23 protein-coding genes and 1 pseudogene are annotated in these 25973 nt (G+C 61.5%); 15 read left to right on the top strand and 9 right to left on the bottom strand.

What is annotated here, in order from left to right; all coding sequences use genetic code 11:
- Window positions 1-48: 48 nt before the first annotated feature.
- A complete protein-coding gene (locus ACKAMS_RS18555) occupies window positions 49-507 on the top strand; it encodes a GNAT family N-acetyltransferase (protein WP_047890018.1) in 459 nt (152 codons plus the stop codon).
- A gap of 7 nt (window positions 508-514) precedes the next feature.
- Here the strand turns inward: ACKAMS_RS18555 and ACKAMS_RS18550 are convergent, their stop codons facing one another.
- The 6 genes from ACKAMS_RS18550 to ACKAMS_RS18525 are packed head-to-tail and all read right to left on the bottom strand — an operon-like array spanning window position 515 to window position 6153.
- Window positions 515-1057 (bottom strand): AAA family ATPase, encoded by a 543-nt coding sequence (locus ACKAMS_RS18550; protein ID WP_047890019.1) that lies wholly within the window; start codon window positions 1055-1057, stop codon window positions 515-517.
- A gap of 53 nt (window positions 1058-1110) precedes the next feature.
- Window positions 1111-1905, bottom strand: a complete 795-nt coding sequence (locus ACKAMS_RS18545) for an MHYT domain-containing protein (protein ID WP_019744851.1) — start codon at window positions 1903-1905, stop codon at window positions 1111-1113.
- Between the two features lie 40 nt (window positions 1906-1945).
- Window positions 1946-2533 carry an ATP/GTP-binding protein gene (locus ACKAMS_RS18540; RefSeq protein WP_003940118.1) on the bottom strand — a complete coding sequence of 196 codons (588 nt, stop codon included), beginning with the start codon at window positions 2531-2533 and terminating at the stop codon, window positions 1946-1948.
- The gene (locus ACKAMS_RS18535; RefSeq protein ID WP_019744850.1) at window positions 2514-2888 is read right to left on the bottom strand and encodes a DUF742 domain-containing protein; all 375 of its coding nucleotides are present in this window, start codon (window positions 2886-2888) and stop codon (window positions 2514-2516) included. Before ACKAMS_RS18535 ends, ACKAMS_RS18540 begins: the two co-directional genes overlap by 20 nt.
- A gap of 5 nt (window positions 2889-2893) precedes the next feature.
- Window positions 2894-3310, bottom strand: a complete 417-nt coding sequence (locus ACKAMS_RS18530) for a roadblock/LC7 domain-containing protein (RefSeq protein ID WP_003940329.1) — start codon at window positions 3308-3310, stop codon at window positions 2894-2896.
- Window positions 3307-6153, bottom strand: a complete 2847-nt coding sequence (locus tag ACKAMS_RS18525) for an ATP-binding protein (RefSeq protein WP_408989354.1) — start codon at window positions 6151-6153, stop codon at window positions 3307-3309. Before ACKAMS_RS18525 ends, ACKAMS_RS18530 begins: the two co-directional genes overlap by 4 nt.
- Window positions 6154-6503: 350 nt before the next feature.
- Here ACKAMS_RS18525 and ACKAMS_RS18520 point away from each other — a divergent pair, with 350 nt between their 5' ends.
- Complete coding sequence (locus tag ACKAMS_RS18520; protein WP_232816879.1) at window positions 6504-7040, top strand: hypothetical protein; 537 nt, start codon at window positions 6504-6506, stop codon at window positions 7038-7040.
- Between the two features lie 4 nt (window positions 7041-7044).
- Here the strand turns inward: ACKAMS_RS18520 and ACKAMS_RS18515 are convergent, their stop codons facing one another.
- On the bottom strand, window positions 7045-8487 hold the full coding sequence (locus ACKAMS_RS18515; protein ID WP_060938182.1) for a phospholipase D-like domain-containing protein: 1443 nt from the start codon (window positions 8485-8487) through the stop codon (window positions 7045-7047).
- Window positions 8484-9587 carry an NAD(P)-binding domain-containing protein gene (locus ACKAMS_RS18510; protein WP_046379033.1) on the bottom strand — a complete coding sequence of 368 codons (1104 nt, stop codon included), beginning with the start codon at window positions 9585-9587 and terminating at the stop codon, window positions 8484-8486. The genes ACKAMS_RS18515 and ACKAMS_RS18510 overlap by 4 nt, the downstream gene beginning before the upstream one ends.
- A gap of 112 nt (window positions 9588-9699) precedes the next feature.
- On the opposite strand from ACKAMS_RS18510, the gene ACKAMS_RS18505 reads away from it, so the two are divergent.
- The 6 genes and pseudogenes from ACKAMS_RS18505 to ACKAMS_RS18480 all read left to right on the top strand — a co-directional run bounded on the left by ACKAMS_RS18505 (window position 9700) and on the right by ACKAMS_RS18480 (window position 18626).
- On the top strand, window positions 9700-10431 hold the full coding sequence (locus tag ACKAMS_RS18505) for an enoyl-CoA hydratase (RefSeq protein ID WP_019744845.1): 732 nt from the start codon (window positions 9700-9702) through the stop codon (window positions 10429-10431).
- Between the two features lie 62 nt (window positions 10432-10493).
- Window positions 10494-11609, top strand: a complete 1116-nt coding sequence (locus tag ACKAMS_RS18500) for an MBL fold metallo-hydrolase (RefSeq protein ID WP_019744844.1) — start codon at window positions 10494-10496, stop codon at window positions 11607-11609.
- 486 nt (window positions 11610-12095) lie between these two features.
- Window positions 12096-12758, top strand: a complete 663-nt coding sequence (locus tag ACKAMS_RS18495) for a hypothetical protein (protein WP_125461333.1) — start codon at window positions 12096-12098, stop codon at window positions 12756-12758.
- Window positions 12758-15613 carry a hypothetical protein gene (locus tag ACKAMS_RS18490; protein WP_408989353.1) on the top strand — a complete coding sequence of 952 codons (2856 nt, stop codon included), beginning with the start codon at window positions 12758-12760 and terminating at the stop codon, window positions 15611-15613. The genes ACKAMS_RS18495 and ACKAMS_RS18490 overlap by 1 nt, the downstream gene beginning before the upstream one ends.
- Window positions 15614-15779: 166 nt before the next feature.
- Window positions 15780-15998: pseudogene (locus ACKAMS_RS18485) on the top strand (GNAT family N-acetyltransferase); the annotation flags it as partial.
- A gap of 123 nt (window positions 15999-16121) precedes the next feature.
- The gene (locus ACKAMS_RS18480; protein ID WP_408989352.1) at window positions 16122-18626 is read left to right on the top strand and encodes an HAD-IC family P-type ATPase; all 2505 of its coding nucleotides are present in this window, start codon (window positions 16122-16124) and stop codon (window positions 18624-18626) included.
- A gap of 6 nt (window positions 18627-18632) precedes the next feature.
- On the opposite strand, the gene ACKAMS_RS18475 is transcribed toward ACKAMS_RS18480, so the two are convergent.
- On the bottom strand, window positions 18633-19775 hold the full coding sequence (locus ACKAMS_RS18475) for a diguanylate cyclase (RefSeq protein ID WP_075834106.1): 1143 nt from the start codon (window positions 19773-19775) through the stop codon (window positions 18633-18635).
- Window positions 19776-19955: 180 nt separating this feature from the next.
- On the opposite strand from ACKAMS_RS18475, the gene ACKAMS_RS18470 reads away from it, so the two are divergent.
- From ACKAMS_RS18470 to ACKAMS_RS18440, 7 genes are all read left to right on the top strand, one after another.
- Window positions 19956-20147, top strand: coding sequence for an antitoxin (locus ACKAMS_RS18470; protein WP_003940164.1), 192 nt, complete (start codon window positions 19956-19958; stop codon window positions 20145-20147).
- Between the two features lie 121 nt (window positions 20148-20268).
- Window positions 20269-21915, top strand: a complete 1647-nt coding sequence (locus tag ACKAMS_RS18465) for a Na+/H+ antiporter (protein WP_042451113.1) — start codon at window positions 20269-20271, stop codon at window positions 21913-21915.
- Window positions 21916-21930: 15 nt separating this feature from the next.
- Window positions 21931-23148 carry a lipase family protein gene (locus ACKAMS_RS18460; protein ID WP_050654687.1) on the top strand — a complete coding sequence of 406 codons (1218 nt, stop codon included), beginning with the start codon at window positions 21931-21933 and terminating at the stop codon, window positions 23146-23148.
- Between the two features lie 4 nt (window positions 23149-23152).
- Complete coding sequence (locus tag ACKAMS_RS18455) at window positions 23153-23539, top strand: MmcQ/YjbR family DNA-binding protein (RefSeq protein WP_020970430.1); 387 nt, start codon at window positions 23153-23155, stop codon at window positions 23537-23539.
- Window positions 23536-24753, top strand: a complete 1218-nt coding sequence (locus ACKAMS_RS18450; RefSeq protein ID WP_019744838.1) for a sensor histidine kinase — start codon at window positions 23536-23538, stop codon at window positions 24751-24753. Before ACKAMS_RS18455 ends, ACKAMS_RS18450 begins: the two co-directional genes overlap by 4 nt.
- Window positions 24754-24804: 51 nt before the next feature.
- On the top strand, window positions 24805-25596 hold the full coding sequence (locus ACKAMS_RS18445; protein ID WP_042952657.1) for a LytTR family DNA-binding domain-containing protein: 792 nt from the start codon (window positions 24805-24807) through the stop codon (window positions 25594-25596).
- Window positions 25593-25964 carry a membrane protein gene (locus tag ACKAMS_RS18440; RefSeq protein WP_003939880.1) on the top strand — a complete coding sequence of 124 codons (372 nt, stop codon included), beginning with the start codon at window positions 25593-25595 and terminating at the stop codon, window positions 25962-25964. Before ACKAMS_RS18445 ends, ACKAMS_RS18440 begins: the two co-directional genes overlap by 4 nt.
- Window positions 25965-25973 lie beyond the last annotated feature (9 nt).

The following is a 25973-nucleotide window of genomic DNA, read 5'->3' as shown; positions in this document are numbered from 1 at the left end:
CATACTTTCATTCGATGCTGCCGGAAGCGAAGAGGACAGTGAGGATCCGTGCGAATCGAAATTGACGACCTGAGTCGGGATGTGGTCCGTGCTCTACTGACCGAACATCTCGCCGACATGCATGCGACCTCGCCCGCGGACAGCGTTCACGCGCTGGACATCACAGGGCTGACGGATAGTTCCGTGACCATGTGGACGCTGTGGAGCGAAGGTGACGATCTACTCGGTTGTGTTGCACTCAAGGAACTGTCGTCGACCGGTGGCGAGATCAAGTCGATGCGAACCTCATCGGTAGCTCGAGGGCGTGGCGTGGGTACGCGACTTCTTCAACACGTCGTGGACGAGTCGAGACAACGAGGTTACCGGCAACTCGAATTGGAGACCGGCACACAGGACTTCTTCGATCCGGCACGCCGACTGTATGCGAGATTCGGGTTCGTCCCGTCTCCACCGTTCGGAAACTACCGCGAAGATCCGAACAGTGCATTCTTCGTTCTCACCCTGTGAGCAGCTCTCATTCGGTGAACATTCTGGCAGTTATTCGTCGTACTGCGCTCTCGGAGTTCATGATTGCGGTGTCGAGCACGAGCCGTTCCGTGGTCCACGGCTCGTAGTCTCGATCCAGGATTTCCTGCCACGTAGGTAGTACAAGATCCGGGATGTCGACGACTCGCCGTTCTGCGCGTCTGCGATGCTCGTCGGGATCCGAACAGATGACTTCGACACTGAGCAAGCGCGCCGAATTATGTTGTGCGGTAGCGGACCAGGCGTTTCGTGTCGCCTCGACTGGGTTGACGCATTCGACCACGACCGAGAGTCCCAGTCGCAATTGTTCGGCGGCGAGCGCGTACCCGGTGATGTATCCGGCGGTCCCGGATACATCAGCGATACCGCTGCGGATCAGCGACTGTTCGATGGTATCGATCCGCACGTAGGGGATCTTGTGATGCTGAGCAAGCGCCCGCGCGATCGTCGATTTGCCGGTGGCCGGCAAACCACCGATCACGACCAGTGCCGCGTCGGCCGACGGCGGGGGGTTGTGTCCGGCATCCACCATCCCCGCAATGTACGGGGCGTCGTCGATTCACATCGACTCGCCCCGTACTCCTCTCAGTTCGAGGTCGCGAACTCTCGTGCTTCGAACGCCAGGTCGTCGGCGGCGGATTCCATCCGTGCCGTCGCACGGTTGGGCGCTGTCAGCACGGCGACAATCGGAACTGCCAACGCCAGCAGGCCGAGAACGAAGACAGGGAAGAGGAATGAGAACACTTCGAGTCCCTGCGGCGCCGGGGCTGCCGCGTCGTGAACAACCTCGACTGCGGCCATTCCGGTGTAGTGCATACCGACGACGGCGATGCCCATGATGATTCCGGCGACAAAACGCAGAATCGTGGACTCGAGCACCATGGTGAACCACAGTGCAGCGGTTCCGGCGACGACTGCGATGAGAACCGACAATGCAACGAAGAGCAGGTCGTAGTGGATCTCACCCTGAAAGCGCAAGGCGCGCATGCCGGTGTAATGCATGATGTTCACGGCGAGACCGGTCACCACGCCGCCGATCAGAAGCCGCGTCCAGCGGAATTCGGTCCCGATGATCAGCAGACCGACAAAAACAGCACCTACTGAGATGATCGCGGAGATCACGGTCCATCCGAGGTTGTATCGAATGGGACTGCCGGGGACTGCGAAGCCGAGCATGGCGATGAAATGCATCAGCCAGATGGCGACACCACCGATCGACAGGGCAGCCATGGCTAGCCATCGCATGCGTGTGGCGGTTGTCGTCGCCGACGCTGAATGCCTGGTGCACGCCAGGCCGACTACCGACCCGACCACGGACACGACGTAGGCGAGCCCGAGCAGCCAGATTCCCATCGAGAAATGGTGCATTTCATCCGACATGCCAGTTCCTTTCGGCGACGATTCGCATCTGGTGATTCATCTAGACGACTGCTTCAGCTGCAAGTCGTTCGAGGGAGTACTCGGTGACGGCGATCAGCGCGCGTTTGGCCGATTCGCGGTTTCGGGCGTCGATCTCGATCATGGGAACGCGGTTGGGTAGCGCCAATGCCTGCCGGAGATCGCTCGCCGAATGAATTGGTGCGCCGTCGAAACGGTTGACCGCCACAATGAACGGGAGCCCTCGCGCCTCGAAGAAGTCGACTGCAGCGAAGCTGTCTTCCAGACGGCGCGTGTCGACCAGAATGACCGCACCGATCGCACCGGTGATCAAGTCGTCCCACATGAACCAGAAGCGGCGCTGTCCCGGGGTTCCGAACAGATAGAGGACCAGGTCGTCGGCGAGAGTGATGCGCCCGAAGTCCATCGCGACCGTCGTGGTGCTCTTGTCGGGAGTGGAACCGAGATTGTCGATACCGTCGCTGGCGTCGGTGACCATTGCCTCCGTGCGAAGGGGGACGATTTCGGAGACGGTCCCCACAAGCGTTGTCTTGCCAACACCGAAACCCCCGGCGATCACGATTTTTGTCGATTTCACGCGAGACGATGAGTCAGAGTGCCCGAAGTCCACTGAGGGTCCTTTCGATCAGTTCGCGTCGCTCGACTCGAGATGCGTCGCTTCGCAGAGTGGCATGTATTTCCAGTGATCCGGCTACTACGAGGTCGGCAACCAGTACCCGCACGACTCCGATCGGAACACCGAGGTGGGCAGCGATCTCGGCAATCGAGATCCGCTGCTCGCAGAGTGCGACGATCGATGCACGAATATCCTGCGGTGCAAGATTGTTCGAGACCACGTCCTCGATCGTCGCGATGATCGCTTCGAGCGGGAGGTCGATGGACGGCAGGGTCCGACCTTCGGTGAGCGCGTACGGCCGGACCAAGCTGGGTTCGGCGTCGTCGTACTCGGATTGATGGTGAGGCATCGAACTCAAATACCCTGCGACGTTCGCGGGGCAATGTCCATCGTGGTCCCGACGCGATCGACGAGAGTCGCCATTTCGTAACCGATCTGGCCGATGTCGCATCCGGCGACAGCGAGGGCGGCAAGGTAAGCGCCGCTACCGACGCCCATGAGAAGCAGGTAGCCGTTCTCCATCTCGACGACGGACTGCATGACGGCCCCACCGTCGAAGAGGCGTGACGCCCCCGCGGACAGGCTGGCGAGTCCGGAAGTGACAGCGGCCAATTGATCCGCCCGATCGAGCGGAAGGTGTGTGCTCGAGGCGGTCAACAACCCGTCGGCTGAGACGATGATCGCGTGACTCACACCCGGCACGTCTCGGGCAAAAGCCGAAACCAGCCAGTCGAGTGCGCGGGGAGTCTCTTGGGCTCCGACAGTGTTCACTGTTCTCCTTCATCGTTGTGCAACATCGTGGACGATTCGAAAGACTGTCCGCCATCGGGCTGATGGTCGGCGGCGCGCCGACGCCCTCGTTGTACTCCGGATTGGTAACTGCTCCAACCACGTTGGACGTCCGCCGGATTGGATGCATGGCGCTGTGTCGTACCGCCACCGCCGACGGCACCAGGAACCAGGCGGGCTCCGCGATCTCGAATGGGCAGACCGGAATCGGCGATCTTGGTGACCGGCATCTCGAACGAGGTCCGAGCGGCCAGCCAGCCTTGATCCGCGTCGGTGGTCCACGAACTGCCGGTGGAAGCCGCTGAAGTCTCCGCCGTCGGATCCACGAGCCACTCCGACACCATCCGGGCGAAAATCGGCATCGTGGTCGGAGCAGAGGGTACGCCGTTCGAGTTGCCGTCGCCCGCGCCGTCAGCCCTCGCCGATGCGCGAGCAGAGAGCCCGTCACGGGTGCGTGAGGAGAAGAATGCCGCAGTATTTGTCGGCGTCGGGGCTGAGAGCCGGTGCCGCGGCGGCGGGGTTGTCGACGGTTGTGGACCCACCGGGATCTCGGGACCCTGTGCCGGCGAGGCGAATTCCGGCGACGGAGTACGAACGGGAAGGGACGTCGATGTGCTTGTGCCCTCGGGATCGGGCAGAGGAGCGAAGGACGACACCGAGGTGGCGGGTGCAGCAGTGGTCGGAGTTGAAGTGCTGACTGCCGGTACTCCACTTGTGCCCGGAGTGCGACGTGGCAATCCCGAAGGCGCTGTTGCCGTAGGAGTGGATTGCGGTGTGATCGGGGCGAACGTCTCGGTCCGATCGGTACTGTTACCGGGCGTTCGACGCGGGAGATCAGCGAAACTTCTGGTCGCAGGCCGCGGGGGTGCGGATTCGGTCGGGACGGGCTGTGACCATGACGGTGCAGGCGGTGTGGGAGGGGGAGTCCGATCGAGCGTGGGAACGGGTCCGGTTCGCGGCGTGCGGATCTCGGGTCCCCGAGACGAATCGAGTATCGACGTCGGTAGGAGCACCGTTGCGGTGATGCCGCTGTGCGTCGATGACGTTGCCGTCGGGCGCAGGCGCACAGAGATGTTGTAGCGACGGCTGATTCGGCTCACGACGAACAAACCCATGCGACGCGCCGTATCCGCGCTCATCTCGCCGCCGGCGGCGAGGCGCTCGTTGGCATCGAGGATATCGGCAGGCGACATGCCGATACCGAGATCTGCGATCTCGACGATCATGGAGCCGTCGATAGTGCGGGCAGCGTTGATGGAGACGGTGGTCTCCGGTGGGGAGTACCGCAGAGAATTGTCGAGCAGCTCAGCGATGAGGTGAACGACGTCCGGGGCAGCATGACCGGTGACGACTCCGGGCGGGATCTGCCCGAGTTCGACGCGTCGATACTCCTCGACTCCTGATACCGCGGCGCGAAGGGTATCGCCGAGAGCGACGGGGGCGGTCCTGGCGCGGCGTACATCGGTTCCGGCGAGAACCAGCAAGTTGTCGCCGTTTCGACGCATTCTCGCGGCGATGTGGTCGAGCCGGAACAGATTCTCGAGGCGACGCGGGTCGTCTTCGTCCTGCTCCAACTGTTCGATCAAACCGAGTTGCTGGTCGACGAGGGACTTATTGCGCCTCGACAGCGTTTCGAACATGTCGTTGACCTGGCGCCGCAGGGTGGCCTGCTCGCCGGCAAGCGTGATGGCCTGACCGTGCATGTCGTCCACCGCACGCGCAAGCTCGCCGATTTCCTCGTGGGTGCGGATCGGGACACGGGCGAAGTCGAGTTCGTCGGTACTGGCACCTGCGCGAATTCGTTCGATCGCGTCGGGGAGTCCGCGTCGTGCGGCCTGCAATGCGGCAAATCGCAACCGGCGGATCGGATCGATGAGCGATCGGCTGATGACGAGGGCGATGGCCAGTGCCAGCAGGACCGCGCCGAGCACGATTGCAGTGTCACGGAGTGCTGCGGTTCGTGCTGCATTGGATTCGGCGGTGACGGTGTCGCCGAACTCGGTGACGGTGGTGTCGGTCAGGCTGTTGTACTGGTCGTTTCCGGATTTCAGATCGGCGCCGACGCGGCTCCCCAGAGGAGAGGTCGACGGAGTTGATCCGAGGGCGTTGATCCGGTTCTGAGCAGAGTTGCTGAGGGTCTGGACGGTGTCGTTACTCCCGTCGATGGCCAGAATGTTGTTCAGAGCGACCAGTTCGGCACCGGCAGTACTGACCATCGACGTACGAGCTTGCTGGTCCGGATCACCGGAGCCGAAGAGGATTCGTTGTTCGGCCAGCGCTCGTCGCGCTTCCCAGAGTGCGGAGAGTCGACCACCTTGTTCGCGCAGGACAGGGCGTTGAGAATGCTCGACGACGCTGGTGAAGGTGCTCGAGAGTGCGCGCGAGACTTCGCCGACCCGCGAAACCAAGCGTGCGGGAGCCACCGCGCCGGCGGCGATCTCCTCGGTGATGGAACGGCTCTCGGCGAGCGCCGAAGTCACTTGGTCGTTGAGGTCGCCGTCGGACTGGAACGCGCGCGCGGCGTCTACCAGTTGGTCCATTGCGTCCGAAGCTGCTTGTGTTGCCGGGCCGGTGTCAGTGCGTGCCGATGCGGCTTCGGCGAGTTCGTACAGTGCGGATTCGAGGTTGATCGCCGCGGGCACTGCGAGGGCACGCTCGGACGAGGAACTCAGCTGTGCGGCTTCTTCGAGTTCTGTCTGAACTCGAAGTGCGCCGAGGACGACGGCGACGATCATCGGCAATGCGAGAACGGCGATGACCTTCCATCCCAGGCGCCATTCGCCGATCGACCACCAAGAGGTTGTCGTGTGTGAATCGTGTTTCATGCGGAACATGGCCCCTTCACGTCAACCCCCCGTGGGTCATTGCCCGAACCCCTTCGATCCGGTTTGACCAGAAGGGGTAGTTAGCTGAACGGTAACAGACTGTTCGCTGGCTCGCTACATCCCAGTTGGCTTCATGGATCGCCGATGACTATATCCGGATTGTAAGGCCAGGTGAAAGGGTAAACGGACAAGTGCGGCGAATGGGATAGCCGGGTTGTTCGATTCGGTAACTCGTCGACTCGTTGATATGCGGCGCGCGGGAATCTCCGGAGGGATCTGACTCAGGACCTGACATCGAAGACACGTCCGAACGAGTCGCACTCGCATGTCAGACTGTGGAAACCGCACCGATGACCGAATCGAACCTTGGAGCCATAGTGGGTGGACCTGCTCGCGACGCGTTGCGCGCGATCGCCGAACTGCTCGCCCCTGACAGCACTGTCGTCATCGACCGTGTCACTCTCGCGATCGACTATCCGGAACGGTATGTCGAAGTACAGAACGAGCTGTACTCACAGACGCTCGAGAAGCCGCACCCGGAATTGGGGTGGTTTGCTCTCGTCGACGCGTTGCACGACCGAAAACTCCTGGTCTGGGTGGACTGGAACGAGGACGCTGCCGAGGTTCTCGGTCAGCTGAGAGCGCTCGCTTCGGCGCCGACAGGATCGTGGGAGTGGGCGCAGAGTCTTGCCATGACCTTCGATCGAGCTGCCGGACTCGAATCGCTTCTCGCTCGAGTCGGCGACAACATCACCGAGACGGGCGTTTCACTTGCCTGGCTCGACAGCGACAGCGATACGTTTCTCATCGCGCTCGTCCCGAGTGTTCACGGTGCAACACTCGTCGAACTCGCGCTGGCAGCCGGGCACTGCGTGCGCGTGTTCTAGAGTCTCAGCGTTTGCCGAGCAGGCGGCGCAATCCTTCGATTCGATCGCTCAGTCTGGGCGGCGTGCGCTCGGGATCCATCAGTGCATTTTCAGCGAGCACGTGGTCTTCGCCGTCGACTGTATTCCGGTCGAATTCGCGCAGACTGCGAGCGTCGGAGGTCGAGAGAGCGCGAACCGTCGACAACAGTGACTGCTCACCCAACGCGTCGTCGACTTCTTCCTCGGTGACGTCGAGGTGCTCGCTGAGTAGCCGGCGCCTCAATCCGATGATCGAGGCGCGCAACTCGACATCTGCGTCGTCGTCGGATTCGACGGCGATGTCGCACTCGGTGTCGAAGCCCATCGAACGGTTGTTGAGGTTCGACGACCCGATTCGCAGGAGGCGATCGTCCATCACGAGGACCTTGGCATGCACGTAAATTGGTGCGCCGGAAGAGGTCACGGGATAGAACGCACCGAACCGGTCGTGGATATCGGCCGACCACAGCAAATGCAGCAGGTCGTGGCGTGCCCCGTCCATCGCCTTTTGTTCGAGCCATCCATCGGCATTGCGCGGAATGACCAGAACGATCTCCGGCCCGTCGGCCTCACGTAGACGCGCGGCAATCGCCTCGGCCAGCGTGCGTGAGGCGAGGTACTGGCTTTCGATGTACAGCGTGTGTTCTGCCCCGGCGATGGCCGCGAGATAGAGCGCCTCGATCTCGCGTACCTCTGTGCGTTCGCCGAGTTCCGGCAGCGTTCTGGCGATGGCCACGTCGACGACGCGCAAGGTAGGAGCCAAATTGACCGGCCACGGCGTCGCAGTGCTCTGGACCGGTGGGAGGTCCTCTCCGGTTGCGGATTTCCAGCGTGCCCGCGCTAATTCGCCGATGGCCGCGGCAGCATTGCCGTCGACCGCCGTGGTTGCGTCATGCCAAGGGCCGTAACGTCTTCCGCTCGGTGTGATCCGGTAGTCGTTGCGGTCGACGTGATCCGAGGTGTCCCAGCGGTCCACCGTCATGTCGATGCCGCCGCAGAATGCCAGAGCGTCGTCGATGACGATGATTTTCTGATGGTGCGCCGCACCAACCGGGTGGGCACCGTCGATCTCGAACCGAAGGCGCTCGTCGGTCAGCCAGTTGGACACGAAGACGGGAGTCATGCCGCGCCCAATTGCGGTGAACGCGCCGATGTTCCATTTGAGTACGAGGATTTCGAGGTCGGGTTTCTCGCGGACCAGCCAGCGGAGGAACATTCCCAATCGGTTGGGGCCGTCGAGCGTCTGCTTGCCTGGTTCGAGTTTGATGCGCGTGTCGAAGTCCCAGCCGATCAACATGATTCGCTTCTCGGCTTGCAGCATTGCGGACTTCGCATGATGAAAGTAGTCAGCGGCGTCGACGATGCAGGCAAGATTGTCGGCCGGTTCGATGCGCCAGCAGGTTTCGCCCGGAATCAGTATTCTGTTCATTCGCCGATTCCCAGGTACGCGGTCAGTTCGCGCGCCGCCGCTTGGCCGGCGCGGTTGGCTCCGATCGTCGACGACGACGGTCCGTATCCCACCAGGTGTACGCGAGGGTCGGCTTCGACCTGCGTGGCGAGGCGCCCGGTCATCGGGATTCCGCCACCCGGTCCGCGCAGGTGCAACGGCGCCAGGTGATCGAGTGAGCTACGAAAACCGGTGCACCACAAGATGACATCGGCGTCGACGACGGTACCGTCGGCCCACTTCACGCCGTTCGGAAGGATTTCGGAGAACATCGGCAGACGATTCATCACACCGCGCTCTCGCGCTGCCTGGATGGCAGGCGTCACGGGGAGGCCGGTCACCGAGACAACGGATCCCGGTGGCAGGCCGCGTCGTACACGATCTTCGACCATGGCAACCGCAGCGCGGCCGATGTCCGGCGTGAACGGCTCGTCGCGGAACTCGGGTTCGCGCCGCGTCACCCAGGTAGTGGTCGTGACGCGTGAGATCTCGTCGAGCAGTTGGACGGCCGAGATACCGCCGCCGACCACCACAACATGTTTGCCTTCGAACTCCGCAGCGGTTCGATAGTCCTTCGTATGGAGTTGTCGGCCACGGAAGGACTCGGCCCCGCGATAGTGGGGGATGAAGGGGCGCTCCCAGGTTCCCGTCGCGTTGATCAAGCCTCGCGCCGCGAACACTCCCTGGTCGGTTTCGATTCGCAGTCGCTCTTCCCTCGGACACACCACCCGTGTGTGTACCGGGCGGTGGACGGGAAGTTCGAATTGCTTTTCGTACAGTTCGAAGTAATGGGGGACCGCCACCGATGCAGGCACTTGTTCGGCGTCTGTACCGGTGGTTTCCGCGAAGGACATTCCCGGGAGGTCGTGCACACCGTTGACGGTGCTCAGTGTCAGGCTCGGCCATCGGAACTGCCACGCTCCGCCCGGACCGGACGCATGATCGAGCACCACGAACCCCGATTCGGGTTCGATTCCGAACTTGCGCAGGTAGTACGCGGCGGAGAGTCCGGCCTGTCCCGCACCGATCACCACCACGTCAACCGGGTGTGGTTGCTGTGCGGCAAGGTCGTCTGTACTCATCGGTAATCTAACCTCCTGATGTACAGAACTTAGCTGCAGAGAAGTATGCGGACGGTAGCGGCGCCTCGGAACTCCCGTGTGTCGAGCCTTCCAGAAACGAAAGTGAGCGGACATGATCGGGTTCTCCCGTGACGGCAACGTCGTGACCATCGAGTTGCAGCGTCACGAGCGTCGTAATGCGCTCAGCGCCGAACTCTGCATCGCAATACGGGACGCGATGAACGCGGCAGTCGCCGAGCATGCGCACGTTGTCGTCATCACCGGTGAGGGATCGGCGTTCTGTGCAGGCGCGGACCTGTCCGGCGACGTCTACATGGAGGGCTTCACCGACCGCTTGTTCGAAATGCTCCGGTCGATCGACACGGCGCCCATCCCCGTCATTGCCGCTGTCAACGGTCCGGCCATCGGCGCCGGTACCCAGTTGGCCATCGCGTCGGATCTGCGCGTCGTGGCACCGACCGCTCGCTTCGGAATCCCCGCGGCCACTCTCGGAGTCTCGGTGGACAAGTGGACCATGCGTCGGCTCGCGTCGCTGGTCGGCGGCGGTCCGGCGCGTACCATTCTGCTCGGCATCGAACAGATCGGCGCCGAGGAAGCCTTCACTCGCGGTCTCGCCAACAAGCTGGGAACCCTCGACGACGCTCAGGAATGGGCGCACCGCATCGCCAATCTCGCACCGCTGTCGTTGCGGCACATGAAGATGGTTCTCAACGACGACGGCACCATGGAGGAACAGTCTCCCGAGCAACTCGACGCCCTCCACGCCGCCTGGCTCAGCGAGGACGTCCAGGAAGCCCGCGCCGCCCGCATCGAGAACCGCCCTCCCGTATTCAAGGGAAAGTAAAGCTCGTTGCAGGGAAAACAGGCACCAGGCACGCGGGACAGATAGTGGCTACGCTCGTCTGAATGAAGAAGACGACGGTTCTCGGAGTTGCGGCTGTTGCCGCGGCGACAGGGTGGGTGGCGCGAGCCGCATGGGGAATCCCGACGCAGATCGGGGCGTCGCGAAACACAGTGCAACCGTACGCGGCGATGTCCCCGCGATACCGGGATCGCCAGTTCCACAACTCGGAGCCCAGCAGCACTCTGGTTCCGGGCACCGATGCCGGGATGTTCAAGTCGATGGCTACACGGGGGTCGACGGGTCGGCCGCGTCAGCCGATTCCGTTGGCCACTCCGCTGGCGCCGTCGGTAGCGGGTGACGCGGCCGTGACGTGGTACGGCCATTCGAGTGTTCTCGTCGAGGTCGACGGCTACCGCGTTCTCGCCGATCCGGTGTGGAGCGAACGCGTATCACCCTCGGCCACAGTAGGTCCCGCACGTATGCATCCCACTCCCGTGGCCTTGGCTGATCTACCGACGGTAGATGCGATAGTCATCTCGCATGATCATTACGACCACCTCGACATGGCGACGGTCAAGATTCTGACTCGCACCCAGACCGCTCCGTTTGTCGTTCCGATCGGTATCGGGGCTCACCTGCGGCACTGGAAGGTGCCCGAGAACCGGATCGTGGAATTGGACTGGGACGAGTCGACAAAAATCGACGACCTGGTCCTCACGTGCACCGAGGCTCGTCACTTCTCCGGTCGTGGCCTCGTCCGGAACACGACGCAGTGGGCGTCGTGGGTATTCGCCGGTCCGAAACACCGGGTGTTCTTCGGCGGAGACAGCGGATACACATCACGTTTCGAACAGTTGGGTGAAACCTATGGGCCTTTCGATCTGACGCTTCTCCCCGTGGGCGCGTACGACGTTCGGTGGCCGGACATTCACATGAATCCGGAAGAGGCAGTGCAGACGCACATCGACCTCAACAAGGGCGACGGTTCGCGCGGTGTATTCGTCCCGATTCACTGGGCGACGTTCAACCTCGCGTTTCATTCGTGGTCGGAGCCGATCATTCGCCTCAACGAGTCGGCCGCAGAGGCAGGCACGACCGTGTCGGTTCCGATGCCGGGCGGCAGGATCGACGCGTTGTCACCCACACCTCCGTCGAAGTGGTGGATACCGCTGGGATGAGCGAGGCAGGCCGAGAGACAGATAGGGAAGGCCGGGGTCTTTGAGGTCACCGGTACCTCCCCGCCAGTCAGGTATGAAAGCAGTCGGTTTAGCTGGAGGTTTCGTGCGATATCGGCAGTGGACGCTTCCGAAAGCAGATTCAAACTTGCGATACTTGCCTCTAAGCACAGCAAACGTCCATTGTTCGGGTCGAGTCCCCCCTTTCGGCTGGCTTAGCCCAAGAGTTCTCGTTTTGTCTGTTGGATTCGCTTCGTGGCACAGATGGAACTGGCCGTCGGTTTCCCATTCGCGGTCGCCAGTATGATTGAAGCTCGGGCACTGTAAGAAGTCCGCGCTGGTACGCTCCCATGTGTGGAGAATCAACCTCGCTGGCTGATCTGTTCAATTAACCGTAATGAGGAGTCGCTCGTTATTCTGATTTCAGGTACGCGCACATGCTCATCGCGCAGGTGAGGGGTGCTTGGGCGCTGTCGATGGAGGAAAGTTATGGCCAGTGACCAAGATTTCGACGTGCGCCAAAATCGAATTATTGAAATTCTACGAGACCGCAACCCCAGGCTCGCAGGTGTCTATCGGATGGCGTTAGGGGCGCTTTGCTCAGAGGTTGAATTAGATTGCGAACCTGCCCGGATTTCGGTTGTTTGCCATTGTATGCGTGAGTTGATGAACGGTCTCCCCGTGATACTGGCTGAGACTTCCATTCCGCGGCCGAACCCGTCGTCGTCCTCTTTAACGAAAGGTCTCCCGAGGTTACTTGCCGATCACCCTGACGTCGACCTGGGTGCGGACCAGGACATAGTGCCTGTGCCAAAAGCAGTGGCTCAAGCTTTTGATCGACTCATTACTGCGGTAGTTCAAGAAGAGGGTCGAAACAGGAGCAACGCATCGGCTCTTGTGACTGGAATAATGAAGGATAAGCACCCCGCTGTGAATCAGTGGCTAGAGGCCTATCAGTTCTTCTTAGGCTGGACGCACATCGACCGGAATCATGAGAGTGAAAGGAAACTCCCAGACGACGCACGGATTCTCGCCGTCATGAAGATTGTTGAAGATATTATCGAGGTTCGTACGACGGTATTTTTCGAAAATTTGCGCTCGTTAGAGGAACTACTCACCCAAATTAACGCACCAGTCGAGGGAGACATGTGATGGAGGCGTTTCAGATTCCGACGGATGAACAAGTCAAAGAAGTTTTGCGGAAGATTCCGACCCTCCAATTGAGGCGTGCATTCTTCGAAAAACTCAGAAATACGGAGTGGGTCGAACCCTTGGCGAAGGAAGGTGCCTTCAAGAATCCTCCTGAGCCCGAGCAGGCCGAAGACGGTCTTATTCGGGACGTATATTGGCCAGAAATCGGCTATCTTATGCGGGTAGCGCCGGAGGAACCCGAAGCGGTTGTCAAGGTATTGCTGACTTTTGGTGCGACCAAGAACGCTTGGGTTAAGCGAGGTGTTTTCTCAATTGGTGCATCTCTTCCAGCGTATCAGGCGGCGCGTCTTGAACCGCTGATCAGGAAATGGCAACCTAGTGGATTTGGTTGGAGAACTGACCCGAGAGACCTAATCGCTTTCGCTGTGAATTTGATTCAGGGCGAGCAGTATGCAGTTGGCAAATGGTTCGCCGCTCTGATATTCAAGCCTTCTAAGGTGAGAGGCCGCCGTGAGGTGAGCTTTGTCATTGAGGACTATTGGTACGAGCAAGGACTACCGGAGTTGGTCGAGGTTCTCGAAGATGACGGGCTCGAGCTCGTCTTGCCTTGGCTGATCGCATACGAGCGTCGCATTGGTCACCTAAGAAAGGGCAGGGACGTAACGTACATCTCCAGGGAGTCCCTGCGCAGCCGCGGAGGTATCCACGACGGCGTTGAACAGGTGTTGATCGACGCCGTTCGAGATTTGGCGATCAAGGCGATGTCGATCGATGCGTCGGGCGCGAAACTGGTGCTACTAAATAGCAACATGATTCTTGCCCGAAAAATTGCACTGTTTTCGCTGAGCGAAGCAATCCGGCAGGTCGGCAACATTGAACATTTGCAAGGAAATCTCTTAGCGGCAGGACGTGAACTCCTATTTGACGAGAAATCGAGTGATGACTCGTGCCGGATTGATTACGCAGAGCTCGCGCGCGCTGTGGCTGATGTGTCGCCGGAATCCCTTGAACCGCTTACTCAATTTATCGAAATCGGCCCCCGGGACGACGACGATCACCTCCGAGAGTGGATAGGCAAGGACGGCGCTGACGACGCGGTGATCGATGAACGGATTCGGGAGTACGAGGACCGTTGGAAGCATCAGTGGCTGTCGGCGATCGGCGTCGGAGCGCTACCGGCGCAATTGCAGACCAAACTATCCGAACTGGATTCAAACTTTGGAGTCATCGAAGCACCGCGAGAACCTACCATGCGGATTACTACCTGGACCGGGCCTAATAGTCCGATTGATCAGGATGAGATGGCAGCGATGACCCCCTCAGAGTTGGTGTCCCACCTTGAGAGCTGGCACGACAAAGGGGACGGGTGGGGGCCAGCCCCTTCCCACGAGGGGCAGGGGCGCGCGTTAACCGCACTCACTGCAACAAATCCAAAGGCGGTTGCGGGTGCCGGCAATCTTGTTGAACGGCTGCGTCCGGTCTATCTAAGAGCGGTCCTGAGGGGCTGGGAGGCGGCACTCAAAGCGGATTTACAACCGGACTGGGCCCAGGTCATCGAATTGATAGCGGGCGTCCTGGAACACGATATTGAGTCGTCATTCCCTCGGGAGGGTGCTCGAGGTGATGATGACGACGACTTTCGGTGGGCCAAGCAAGCGGCAGTTGGTCTTCTGGAAGAAGTAGTCAAGGGCCGGGCCTCGTTGACGGTACCTGACAAAGTGATGGCCAAATTTGCCGAATTGCTGATTTCATCGGCGGCCGACGAGATGGCGTGGGACGAGTACATTCGGTCCGGAGTAGATAGCGGGATGGACCCACTTACGATCTCGCTTAACTGGCAATGGCCGATCAGGATTCGCGGCCTTATCTACCTGATGACGCATGGCAAAGATACTGAGTGGTATGACGCCGCACGATCTGCCCTAGAAACCGAACTAGTGCGCGTGGACTTACGTGGCGCGTCACGGGCGGTAATTGGAGAGGGCTTGGGACGTTTGCTCTCGGTTGACAGAGAGTGGTTGACGCCGAGAATCGCGGACTTATTCGGCTCAGATACCGGGCTTTCAGTCGAACAGCAGATCGCACTTACGACTGCGATGGCAGTGCATCACTACCACTCGACGCTGTTTGAGTTGTTGGGTCCAGCGATGATCGGAGCGATTCGGTCTGAAGACCCGCTTGTTGTCGGTTGGCAAACCCAGTCCGATCCGCTCCAGCGAATCGGTGAGTGGGTCATAAGTTCCATCATTCACGGGCATTTGAGCACGGATGATCCCGTTGCCAGTGAGTTTCTCTCTGTGGTACCAGCGAAGGTCCGTGGTGATGCCTTCGGTCAGATTGCCTGGGCCTTTATGCACGCAGAAACGGTTGACGATCAGATTCGTGATCGGTTTGCGGATCTGTGGGATACACGTGTCGAGCACGTCCGGAATCATTCGGAGGACCAAGATGAACTCAGCGGCTTCCAGTGGTTTGTGAAAAGCAACAAATTCGCTACGGAGTGGTGGCTTCCGCGTCTGAAGGAGGCAGCAGCGCTGAACCCACATCTAAACACCGAGCGTTACACCATCGGTAAGGAGCTTGCAGCGTCCTCTGGCATTGATCCTCGCCAGGCATTTGAAGTTCTTAAACTCCTGTTAGAGGGGCGAGATGAAGCTGACTTGGTTGCCTATGACTTGACGTTGAATGCGGTCCCGGCCGTTATCGCACGGGCGATCGCGTCAGGTGACGACGGCTTGAAACATGATGCTTACTCATATATGAACGCGTTGGGGGAGAAGGGACATCTCTCATTGGCTTCGGACGTTCGTGAAATCCTTGACTTAGGACTCAGCAACAGTGACGCGAACGAGTGACCGGATCATGCCGGATAGACAACCGCGCAGATGCGGGACAGGATCGAAACGAGGTAATGCACTATCCGACTACCAAGGATTGTGCGCGTTGGACGATTCGGACGTAAACGTCGGTTTCGCTGGCGGTCACCTTGTCTGGGCGTTCGAATAGGACCAGCGGGTTGCGCAACTGATCTCGCTCGTAGTGCATCCACAGACTCGCGGCTTGGGCGCGGCAGACAATCTGGTTGCTGGTTTCGAGGATTGGGCGACTCGCGCGGGGACCCGCGCGAGTCGTTTGTCTTCGGGATCCGACCGCCACATCTCTTACCGCTTCTACCAACGTCTGCGATACGAGGACACTGGGAGACGATTCGAAAGGCGACTGGTCGAGCCCGACGCTTAAGTCGCACATTTCCCAAATCGTTGGGCTTCGCGGCCGCAACATTGGGTATGTGATCTTCGGGTAGCAGCCGTTGCCACACGCGTCTGCCCCTGATTAGTTGCTCCGGGTGCGTAATCTTTGACCATGGCTCACGAGCACACCAGTTCAGAAGAGACAGCAGTGGCGGTTGCCCCTGAGCGATTGCCGGATGACGTCGACGTCGCCCGCGGTTTGACCGCCGATCAGGTTGCGGCCCGGATCGCGTCGGGGCAAACCAACGACGTGCCGGATCGGGCGTCTCGCTCGGTCAAGGACATCATTCGCGGCAACGTCTTCACTCGCATCAACGCGATCCTGACCGTGTTGTTGGTGATCGTGCTCGCGACGGGTTCGATCATCGACGGCATGTTCGGACTGCTGATCATCGCGAACAGCGGTATCGGCATCATCCAGGAGATCCGCGCCAAGCGCACGCTGGACGCTCTGGCCATCGTGAGTCAGGCCAAGCCCATGGTCAGGCGTGACGGCGTCGCCGTGGCGATGGCGCCCAAAGATGTTGTGCTCGACGATATTATCGAACTCGGATCCGGTGACCAGATAGTCGTCGACGGTGAGGTGGTCAGTTCGGCTGCACTCGAGGTCGACGAATCGCTGCTCACCGGTGAAGCCGATCCGGTTCACAAGGCGAGTGGCCAGCAAGTGTTGTCGGGCAGTTTTGTTGCCGCGGGCAGCGGTGCATACCGCGCCACCAAGGTCGGCGGCGATGCATACGCGGCCAAGCTGGCCGAAGAGGCGAGCAAGTTCACCCTCGTGCATTCCGAACTGCGCAGCGGCATCGACAAGATCCTGAAGTTCATCACCTACCTGATGATTCCGGCGGGTGCGCTGATCATCTTCAATCAGCTCTTCACGATCGGCCTGCCGATCCGACCGGCACTCAACGGCATGGTGGCAGCTCTGGTTCCGATGGTTCCCGAAGGCCTTGTGCTCATGACGTCCATTGCATTTGCGGTCGGTGTGATCCGGTTGGGCAAGCGCCAGTGCCTCGTTCAGGAGTTGCCGGCGATCGAGGGTCTGGCTCGTGTCGACGTGGTGTGCGCGGACAAGACCGGAACGCTGACCGAGAACGGTATGCGGCTGTCCGAGGTCGACGTCGCACCGGGTGGATCGGGGGAGACTGCGGTCAAGTCCGCGTTGAGCGCGATGGCCGCGTCCGACCCTCGCCCCAACGCGAGTGTCCTGGCGATTCGCGAGTCTCTCTCCGACGACTCCGGGTGGGGCGAAGCGACAGCGGTGGCGCCGTTCTCCTCGGCGAAGAAGTGGAGCGGCCAGTCGTACGGTAGTAACGGCAACTGGGTACTCGGTGCCCCGGACGTGCTGCTCGATCCCGACTCGGAAATGGCCCGCAAGGCCGAGGAAGTGGGATCGAGCGGACTTCGTGTCCTCATGCTCGGCAGCAGCGACCTCCCCGTCGACGACGCCGACGCACCGGGCACCGTCACCCCCGAAGCTCTGGTCGTGCTCGAGCAGAAAGTGCGCCCGGACGCCCAGGAGACGTTGGAGTACTTCGCCAGCCAGAAGGTCGCGGTCAAGGTCATTTCCGGCGACAACGCGGTTTCCGTCGGTGCCGTTGCCGGTTCCCTCGGGCTCGAGGGTGGTGACCGTCCCATCGACGCGCGGGATCTTCCCAGCGATCAGGAAAAGCTGGCGGACACTCTCGACGGAGCAACGACGTTCGGTCGAGTACGACCGGATCAGAAGCGGGAAATGGTCGCTGCCTTGCAGTCTCGCGGACATACCGTCGCGATGACCGGTGACGGCGTCAACGACGTGCTCGCCCTCAAGGACGCCGACATCGGAGTCTCGATGGGTTCGGGCAGTCCGGCGACCCGAGCCGTGGCCCAGATCGTGCTGCTGGACAACAAGTTCGCGACGCTCCCGTACGTCGTCGCGGAAGGCCGCCGAGTGATCGGCAACATCGAGCGTGTGTCGAATCTGTTCCTGACCAAGACCGTCTACTCGGTGGTGCTTGCGTTCCTGATCGGCATCACCGGCGTCCTGTCCCAGGTCTTCGACTTCGAACCGCTGCCGTACCCGTTCCTGCCCCGCCACGTCACGATTGCAGCGTGGTTCACGATCGGTATCCCGGCCTTCATCTTGTCTCTGGCACCCAACAACGAGCGCGCGCGAACCGGTTTCGTCTCGCGCGTGATGCGTCTGGCGTTGCCGTCGGGCCTGATCATCGGCATCACCACGTTCATCTCCTACGTATTGGCTTACCAAGGCCCGGACCAGACGGAAACCCAGAAGATCCAGGCCGGAACCAGTGCGCTCATCACGTTGATCATGATCGCCGTGTGGGTTCTGGCCGTCGTGGCTCGGCCGTACGTCTGGTGGAAGCTCGTTCTGATCGGCGGGTCGGTGGCCGGATACCTCATCCTGTTCGCGCTGCCGTTCACCCGTGAGTTCTTCAAACTGGATCCGAGCAACGTCGCTGCGACGACGCTCGCGATCACCCTCGGCGCGATCGGCGTTGTACTCGTGGAACTCTCGTGGTGGATCAGCGCACGCCTGCACGGGGAGAAACGAAAGATGTTCGCGACACCCGACGACCTGCCCGGCGAGCATCACCATGCCCACAGTGAGTGAGTAGTTTCAGCGCCTGAACATCTGCACCCAGGCAATGCGATCGCCGCCGCGCTTCTTGGCTCGGTACATCGCATTGTCTGCGTGCTCGATCAGTTCGTTGACAGCTCGATCCGGTAAGTCCGTCTCGGGACTCAGATAGACGCTGACGCCGGTACTGGCGGACACAGGATAGGGATCGGAGTCGGACGAGACCGCCGAATGTATCTCGGTGGCGACCTGCTCGATGTCTCCTCGATCGACTCCGCGCAGGACGACGAACTCGTCTCCACCGATTCGAGCCACCACCGCATCGGGGCCGGCGGCAGCGATGAGGCGGTCGGCGACAGCGGTCAACGCGTCGTCGCCCGCGACGTGCCCGTGCGTGTCGTTGAGGTTTTTGAACGAGTCGACGTCGATGAGTAGTGCGATCAGAGCCTGCGTTCGATCACTGCGCAGCAGATGCTGTGCCTCGTCCTGGAGTCCGCGGCGATTGAGTGTCGCGGTGAGGTAGTCCCGGTGGGCGTTGCGTGCGTCGTCGGTCAGGCGCAGCCAGACGATCTGCAGAATCCATGCGGTGGAGAAAACCACACCGGCAACCATCAGATAGAGATTCACGACCACCCAGGCGTCGTTGACCGGCTCGGACATCGCCATGGCAGCGAGCGTCGTGCAGACAGCAAGAGCCCAACCGATGTGGCTGATGGCAACGCGAGGGCTGTGAACTATCGCCGCATAGAAGCCGATCATGATGAACAAGATGCAGCCGATGGTTCCGACGAAAGCGGTGCGTACGGCGAAGAAGAGAGTGACGGCGAGCCACAGGTCGGCCCAGACGACAAAGGCCACGGATTGTCGCCAAGTTGGCCACGATTCGTTACGCGCCCAGCGGTAGCCCGCATAGGCGCCACTGATAGTTCCGAGGGCAAAGATCGACCGCGCCAGGGCGGTGTCGGAACCGAAGCGGCTCAACTGCATGGTCGCCGCGATCAGCGCGAAGAGAAAACACCACACCGCGACTAATTTGCGTCCGGGAACGGTCAGCCCGCGAGTGTCGAGGAATCGGGGGAGCCAGGTGTAATCGGTGCGATCCGACCACCACCGGGACAGCAGTTCACGCGTGGGGTAGGGGTCGCTCCCCGTCCCGCGCAGTCCTGCATTCAAACCGGGCACCTGTCGATGTCGATGGGTGGTCAATCAGCTATTGGCGGGTTAACGCTACCTCGAGTTGCGCACGGCTCGAACGCACGGACCTGCTTTCTGGCGCAGAGGCCGTCGACCTGTGAGAATCGAAGGGCGCGGAGGAACGATTCCGCCGAAGGATGTGCGTCAGCACCGGGAGAGGACACGGACATGGGTTTCTTGGACAACGTCAAGGGATTGGTCGAAAAGGGCCAGGAGCTCGCAGCGGAGAACTCCGACAAGGTTCACGACGCTATCGACAAGGTCGCCGACATCGCCGACGACAAGACCGGCAACAAGTACGGCGATCAGATCGACAAGGCAGCTGAGGCCGCCAAGAAGGCTGTTCCCGAAAAGCAGTAATACCGGATTCGGCATACCGTTTTTCGGTAGCACCGTTGCTCAGGGGCCCGTCACCGAAAAGGTTGCGGGCTTCTGTGCGTCCGCTAGGTGAACTCCCAGGGTCGGCGGGCAGAATGAACGCGTGAACTTCACCTGGATTCTGCTGGTCGTCATTGCCGCCATCGCAGTCACCGGGCTGTCCAATCGACGAAACCTGCAGGCTCCGCTGGTTTTGGTGACGGTAGGTTCGGTCGCATCCTTCATACCCGGTATGCCGCGGCCGGAACTCGATCCCCACGTCATTCTCGGTGTGGTCCTGCCGCCGCTTCTCTACTCGGCCGCTCTGAAATTCTCGGTGGCGACCTTCAAACGCAACTTGGCCCCGATCTTGCGCCTCGGCGTCGGAATGGTGTTGGTGACGGCGTTCGTGGTTGCCTTCTTCTCCGAATGGATGGTGCCCGAGTTCACGATCGGCGCCGCCCTGGTGCTCGGGGCCGTGATCGCGCCGACCGACGCCGTCAGCGCGGTGGCGGTCGGTCAGAAGCTCGGGCTCCCGAAACGGGTGATCGCCATCCTGACGGGCGAGGGGCTCGTCAACGACGCCACCGCGCTCACGCTCTTCACCGTCGCCGTCGCAGCAGTGACCGGAACGCGAATTGCCACCGATTCGCCCCTGTTGTTCTTCGCGTACGAAGTGATCGGCGGCGTTGTCGTCGGCTTGGTGCTCGCGTTTGTCGTCAAGTTCGTTCGTGCCCGCATGTACGACTCTCCACTGGAAACCGGCTTGGGGTTGGTGCTTCCGTTCGCTGCCTACCTGGCCGCCGAAGAACTACACGCGTCCGGTGTTCTGGCCGTTGTGGTCGCTGGTCTGGTGATCGGGCACTATTCGACGGACGCGTCGATCATGACGCGATTGCAGGAGCGCTCGGTGTGGTCGAGCCTGGACACTCTTCTCGAGATGTTCGTCTTCGCGTACATGGGGCTCCAGCTGAGCTTCGTGATCGACGATGTTGTCGCCGACGGACTTCCGGTGCTTCACGTGTTCGCGTACGGTCTCGCAGTCCTGGCCGTTGTCATCGTGATTCGGCCGGTGTGGCTGTTCCTGAGCTACTCGCGTGTGCGATTCGGTGTAACCCTGCGCCGTGATCGCGAGAATCAACTGACGTGGAAACAGAATCTGGTGGTCTCGTGGGCGGGAATGCGCGGCGTCGTCACTCTTGCTGCGGCCGGCGGTATCCCGTTTGCACTCTCGTCCGGCGAGCCGTTCCCCGGACGCGGCGTCATCCAGGCGATCGCGTTCATCGTCGCGGTCGGGACATTGCTCATCCAGGGATCTACCTTGCCGTTCATGATCCGTCGCCTCGACGTCGCGGATCCTTACGAGCAGTTGCGCACGCAGGAACAGATGGAGTTGGCCCGCAACATTTCTCGCAAGGCGGGAGAGAAGGCGTTGGCAGACGCGGCCGCGCACCCTCCGCCGGGGATCGACGGGAAGGAACTGCAGGCGATCGTCGAACGCGTACGACGCTCGATGCAGGCGAGGCTTCAACTCCAGGAGGTCGACGAGGACGCCGATCGCGAGGCCGCCTTGTGGAATGCGGGAGCTCTGTTCGACAAGTTCCGGCATCAGTCACTGCGCTCGCAACGAGTTGCGCTGATCGCCGCACGTGACGACGGAGATCTCGACGACGAGGTATTGCGTACCGTATTGGAAGGACTCGACATCGAAGAGGCCGCAGCAGAGGAACGTGTCAGGCGTCGCCGAGCAGGTAGCGGTGCGGGCAAATAGAGGGGAACACTGCGTATGACTGTTCGGAGTTCGAGGGTTCGCGCAGTCTGGGGAGTCGTGGTGGCGAGCGCACTTCTCGTGAGCGTCGGCTGCGGATCGGATGCCTCGCCGGATGTCTCCGTCACCGACACCTCGACCACGACAACCCCGTCGGTCGAGAGCAGTGCGCAACGTGGCGTCGTGTTCGACAGTGAACCCTTCACCAGCACAGCCGAAGTGGCGGCGTCCGGAGCAAGCGCGGTGAAAATCCTGTACGGCTCCACCTCCGGTATCGACGGCCGAGAGACTCAGGTGTCGGGAACGGTGTTCACGCCGCCTGGAACTCCGCCGGAGGGCGGTTGGCCGATCGTCTCCATCGGCCATGGCACGACGGGTATTTCGGACGACTGCGCGCCGTCGGCCTCGCCGACCCTGTTCGGCACGATCGGCCTGGTCGCGCCGTTCCTCGACTCGGGATACGTGGTCGCTGTCTCCGACTTCGAGGGCCTCGGCACTCCGGACCCGCATCCTTACCTGCAACCGGACACCGCGGCGTTCAACGTCATCGACGCGGTTCGAGCGGCGCGCAACGTCGTTCCGGACACCTCGACTCGTTGGGCAACTCTGGGGCTGTCCCAAGGCGGGCAGGCATCCTGGGCAGCAGCCGAGGAAGCCGACACCTACGGCGACGGACTCGAATTCGTCGGTGCAGCAAACCTGTCCCCGGCAGCGGACATTTCGCCGATCATCTCGAGTGATTCCGAGGTGAATCTGTCACTGCCTCAGCAACTGCTGCTGCCCTATGTACTCGAAGGGCTGTCCCTCACCCATCCGGACCTCGAACGAACCGACTACGTGCGCGGCGCATTCGAGCAGAACTACGACCTGCTCACCTCGTGCCTGACCGCTCGGGCGACGGAGAAGTTGGGTCTGGTCGGAAAGGTGACGCCCGCCGACACGCGGCCGGCCACCGCCGAGGATGCGGACCGAATTCACGCGTGGCTCAGCGACGTTGCTCTTCCCCGTCAACGCGCGAGCGGTCCGATGTACGTAGTCGTCGGTACCAACGACAACCTGATCCGTCCGGAATGGACCGAGGCGGCAGTCGAACGCGCCTGCGCCGACGGTGACGTCATCGAATTCCAGGCGCGACCGGGTGAAGGTCATGCGGACGGCGCCGCTGTGCCGGGAGCTGTCGCGTGGGTGAAGGATCGATTTGCAGGTGTTCCGGCACCGAACACCTGCGGGTCGTGAATCGATGACGGCCTCGGCACGAATCCGCGCTCTTGCACTGGCATTGCCGGAGGCGACCGAGCGGGTCAGCCACGGTGAATCGTCGTGGTTCGTGCGCAAAGCGCCGCAGTTCGTCACCATGGCAGATCACCACCACGACGATCGCCTCGCGATCTGGGCCGCGGCCCCACCTGGGGCGCAGGCAGATTGGGTCAGTCGCGATCCGACGAGGTTCTTCGTCCCCCCGTACGTGGGTGGCCGGGGATGGATCGGTGTGTACCTCGACGTTCCGAGTGCCGACGAGACCGAGGACGAGAAATTCTGGAACGACGTAGCCGACGTCGTCGAAGATGCGTACCGCACGGTGGCTCCGAAAACACTGATCCGGAAACTGGACGAGGATTCGCGTTGAGTCCGGCCGTGGTCGCGCTTCTCAGCGTGCTGATTCTCGCAGTGGCCGGGGCACTGACAGCGGTGTGGATGCGCACCAGACGTGAGGTGACCACCCCGACCGAGCGTGCCGTCCATGCCGCGCTCCATACGGCTTCACTTGCCGCGCGGCCACTTCGGCGTGGACTCGACAAGAATTCGGCCGCCGAGGCGGCGCCTCACCTACGCGAGCTGACCGGCGGTTCCGGTCTGGGCCTCGCAGACGCGTCGGGAAATCTGCTGGCGTGGGACGGCCGTCACGAAGCGTTGTCCGATCAATTCCACGACGCCGCCATTCGCGCGATCGAAGGCGAACGCCGGGTGCTCGTCACCCACTCGGACCTGGTGCGCGGACCGAGCGATCACCATGTGCGAGCGCTGATCGCTCAGCCCCTGCTGATCGAGGACATCGGCGTGGTCGGCGTGCTGGGAATCGTCACCAGCGAAGACCCGTGGCCTGGAATGCTCGGAGCGGTCACCGAGGTGGCTCGATACGCCTGCAGCCAGATCGAACTCGCCGACCTCGACGCGTCCAGAGCCCTGTTGGATCGCGCCGAAGTGCGTGCCCTCCGCGCGCAGATCAGTCCCCATTTCATCTACAACGCGCTCAACACGGTCGCGTCGTTCGTTCGAACCGACCCAGCCCGGGCCAGAGAACTGATCCTCGAGTTCGCGGACTTCACCCGCTACTCGTTCCGATCTGCGGGTGAGTTCACCCTGCTTGCCGACGAGCTACGCAACATCGATCGTTACCTGACCCTCGAACGCGCGCGATTCGGGGAGGCGCTGAACGTCCGCCTTCAGATAGCACCCGAAGTGCTCAACGTGGTTCTTCCCTTCCTGGCTCTCCAGCCGCTGGTCGAGAACGCGGTTCGTCACGGCATTTCGAGTAAGCCGGAGGGCGGGACCGTGAGCATCGTGGCCGCGGACGAGGGACCTGACTGCATCATCAGCGTCGAGGACGACGGTGTGGGGATGGACCCTGAACTACTGCGTTCCGGCTCACTTGACGCCATCGAGTCGGGATCGGGACGACCCAGCGCACGCGAAGCTGCTCACGTCGGTTTGGCCAACGTCGACGACAGACTTCGTGCCGCGTTCGGCAACGACTACGGACTCGTGGTGGAGACAGCGCCGGGTGCCGGTACGAAGGTCAGCATGCGTGTTCCCAAGTTCAAGCAGGGTATTCACGTCTGATTCTCGCCTTCGATGATCAGGCTGAAACCGTCGTGGGAACATGGACCTGTTGTGAACGAGACTGACACTGATGCCCAGCTGACCGTCCTTGCCGTCGACGACGAGAAACCAGCCCTCGACGAGCTGGCCTTCTTGCTGCGCGCCGAGGACTCGGTGGCGCACGTTCACACGGCATCGGATGCGACGACTGCGTTGCGGATACTGCGCGGTGGAAGCATCGATGCAGTATTTCTCGACATCAACATGCCCGGACTCGACGGTCTCGAACTGGCAGGCATCCTCTCCAATTTCGCGACGCCACCACCCGTGGTGTTCGTGACAGCGCATGACGATCGAGCGGTTGATGCCTTCGACCTCGGTGCCGTCGACTACCTACTCAAACCGCTCCGCGAGGAGCGTCTCGCTCAGGCCGTTCAACGGATCGTGGGGTTGGCCGGGCGCACCAAGAGCGAGAACAAGCCCGAAGCTGCGTCCGCCGACGAGGTGATCCCGGTGGAACTGGGTGGCGTCACGACGCTCGTTCAACGTTCCTCGGTGGAGTGGGTGGAAGCCGACGGGGACTACGCACGTTTGCACACCGCTGGGAAGTCGCACCTGGTGCGCATCCCGATCTCGACACTCGAATCACGCTGGGCCGACGCGGGCTTTCTGCGCGTGCACCGCTCCTACCTGGTGTCTCTGGCGCTGGTCACCGGCATCCGCACAGTAGGCAGCGGATTGGTGGTCTGTCTGCGCCCACACGGAGACAAGCCTCCCGTCGAGCTTCCGGTCAGCCGCAGACACACCCGTGAACTCAAGGATCGACTGGTTCGTGCGCCCAAGCAGAGCTGGTTGTCACGGTGACGTCGCAGTCCGATCCTCCGCAGCGTGAGCGCGTTGTGTTGGCGCAACGTAGTGGCGCACGGATCGTCCGTACGCGGGTGGAGGTGCAGGAACAGACCGAAGTCGGCGACGCCATGATCCGCGGTCTCGTTCGCGCGCAGTTGGGGCTGGCGATTCGCCTTGCCGTCGTCGCAGCCGGGCTCCTGTGTGCAGTACCGCTTCTGACGCATCTCTTCCCGACACTGTCGGAGGTCGCAGTCCTGGGCATCCGGTTGCCGTGGCTCGTGATGGGCGGCGCCGTGTATCCCTTGCTGTTGACCACAGGCTGGGTGTTCGTGCGTCGTGCGGAGCGAAACGAGCAGGACTTCAACGACATCGTGGACGACTGAGCGCGGCGC

The organism is Rhodococcus sp. 5A-K4 (assembly GCF_046097995.1).
GTDB classification, from domain to species: domain Bacteria; phylum Actinomycetota; class Actinomycetes; order Mycobacteriales; family Mycobacteriaceae; genus Rhodococcus_F; species Rhodococcus_F erythropolis.
Note: the sequence above shows the minus strand (reverse complement) of the source record. Positions and strands in the feature narration are given on the sequence as shown.

What these genes read in the sequence shown, in the direction of transcription:
- ACKAMS_RS18550 (WP_047890019.1), bottom strand. Translation starts at nt 1,057, where the DNA reads ATGGTGGATGCCGGACACAACCCCCCGCCGTCGGCCGACGCGGCACTG.
- ACKAMS_RS18545 (WP_019744851.1), bottom strand. Translation starts at nt 1,905, where the DNA reads ATGTCGGATGAAATGCACCATTTCTCGATGGGAATCTGGCTGCTCGGG.
- ACKAMS_RS18535 (WP_019744850.1), bottom strand. Translation starts at nt 2,888, where the DNA reads ATGCCTCACCATCAATCCGAGTACGACGACGCCGAACCCAGCTTGGTC.
- ACKAMS_RS18525 (WP_408989354.1), bottom strand. Translation starts at nt 6,153, where the DNA reads ATGAAACACGATTCACACACGACAACCTCTTGGTGGTCGATCGGCGAA.
- ACKAMS_RS18520 (WP_232816879.1), top strand. Translation starts at nt 6,504, where the DNA reads ATGACCGAATCGAACCTTGGAGCCATAGTGGGTGGACCTGCTCGCGAC.
- ACKAMS_RS18515 (WP_060938182.1), bottom strand. Translation starts at nt 8,487, where the DNA reads ATGAACAGAATACTGATTCCGGGCGAAACCTGCTGGCGCATCGAACCG.
- ACKAMS_RS18510 (WP_046379033.1), bottom strand. Translation starts at nt 9,587, where the DNA reads ATGAGTACAGACGACCTTGCCGCACAGCAACCACACCCGGTTGACGTG.
- ACKAMS_RS18505 (WP_019744845.1), top strand. Translation starts at nt 9,700, where the DNA reads ATGATCGGGTTCTCCCGTGACGGCAACGTCGTGACCATCGAGTTGCAG.
- ACKAMS_RS18500 (WP_019744844.1), top strand. Translation starts at nt 10,494, where the DNA reads ATGAAGAAGACGACGGTTCTCGGAGTTGCGGCTGTTGCCGCGGCGACA.
- ACKAMS_RS18495 (WP_125461333.1), top strand. Translation starts at nt 12,096, where the DNA reads ATGGCCAGTGACCAAGATTTCGACGTGCGCCAAAATCGAATTATTGAA.
- ACKAMS_RS18490 (WP_408989353.1), top strand. Translation starts at nt 12,758, where the DNA reads ATGGAGGCGTTTCAGATTCCGACGGATGAACAAGTCAAAGAAGTTTTG.
- ACKAMS_RS18480 (WP_408989352.1), top strand. Translation starts at nt 16,122, where the DNA reads ATGGCTCACGAGCACACCAGTTCAGAAGAGACAGCAGTGGCGGTTGCC.
- ACKAMS_RS18470 (WP_003940164.1), top strand. Translation starts at nt 19,956, where the DNA reads ATGGGTTTCTTGGACAACGTCAAGGGATTGGTCGAAAAGGGCCAGGAG.
- ACKAMS_RS18460 (WP_050654687.1), top strand. Translation starts at nt 21,931, where the DNA reads ATGACTGTTCGGAGTTCGAGGGTTCGCGCAGTCTGGGGAGTCGTGGTG.
- ACKAMS_RS18455 (WP_020970430.1), top strand. Translation starts at nt 23,153, where the DNA reads ATGACGGCCTCGGCACGAATCCGCGCTCTTGCACTGGCATTGCCGGAG.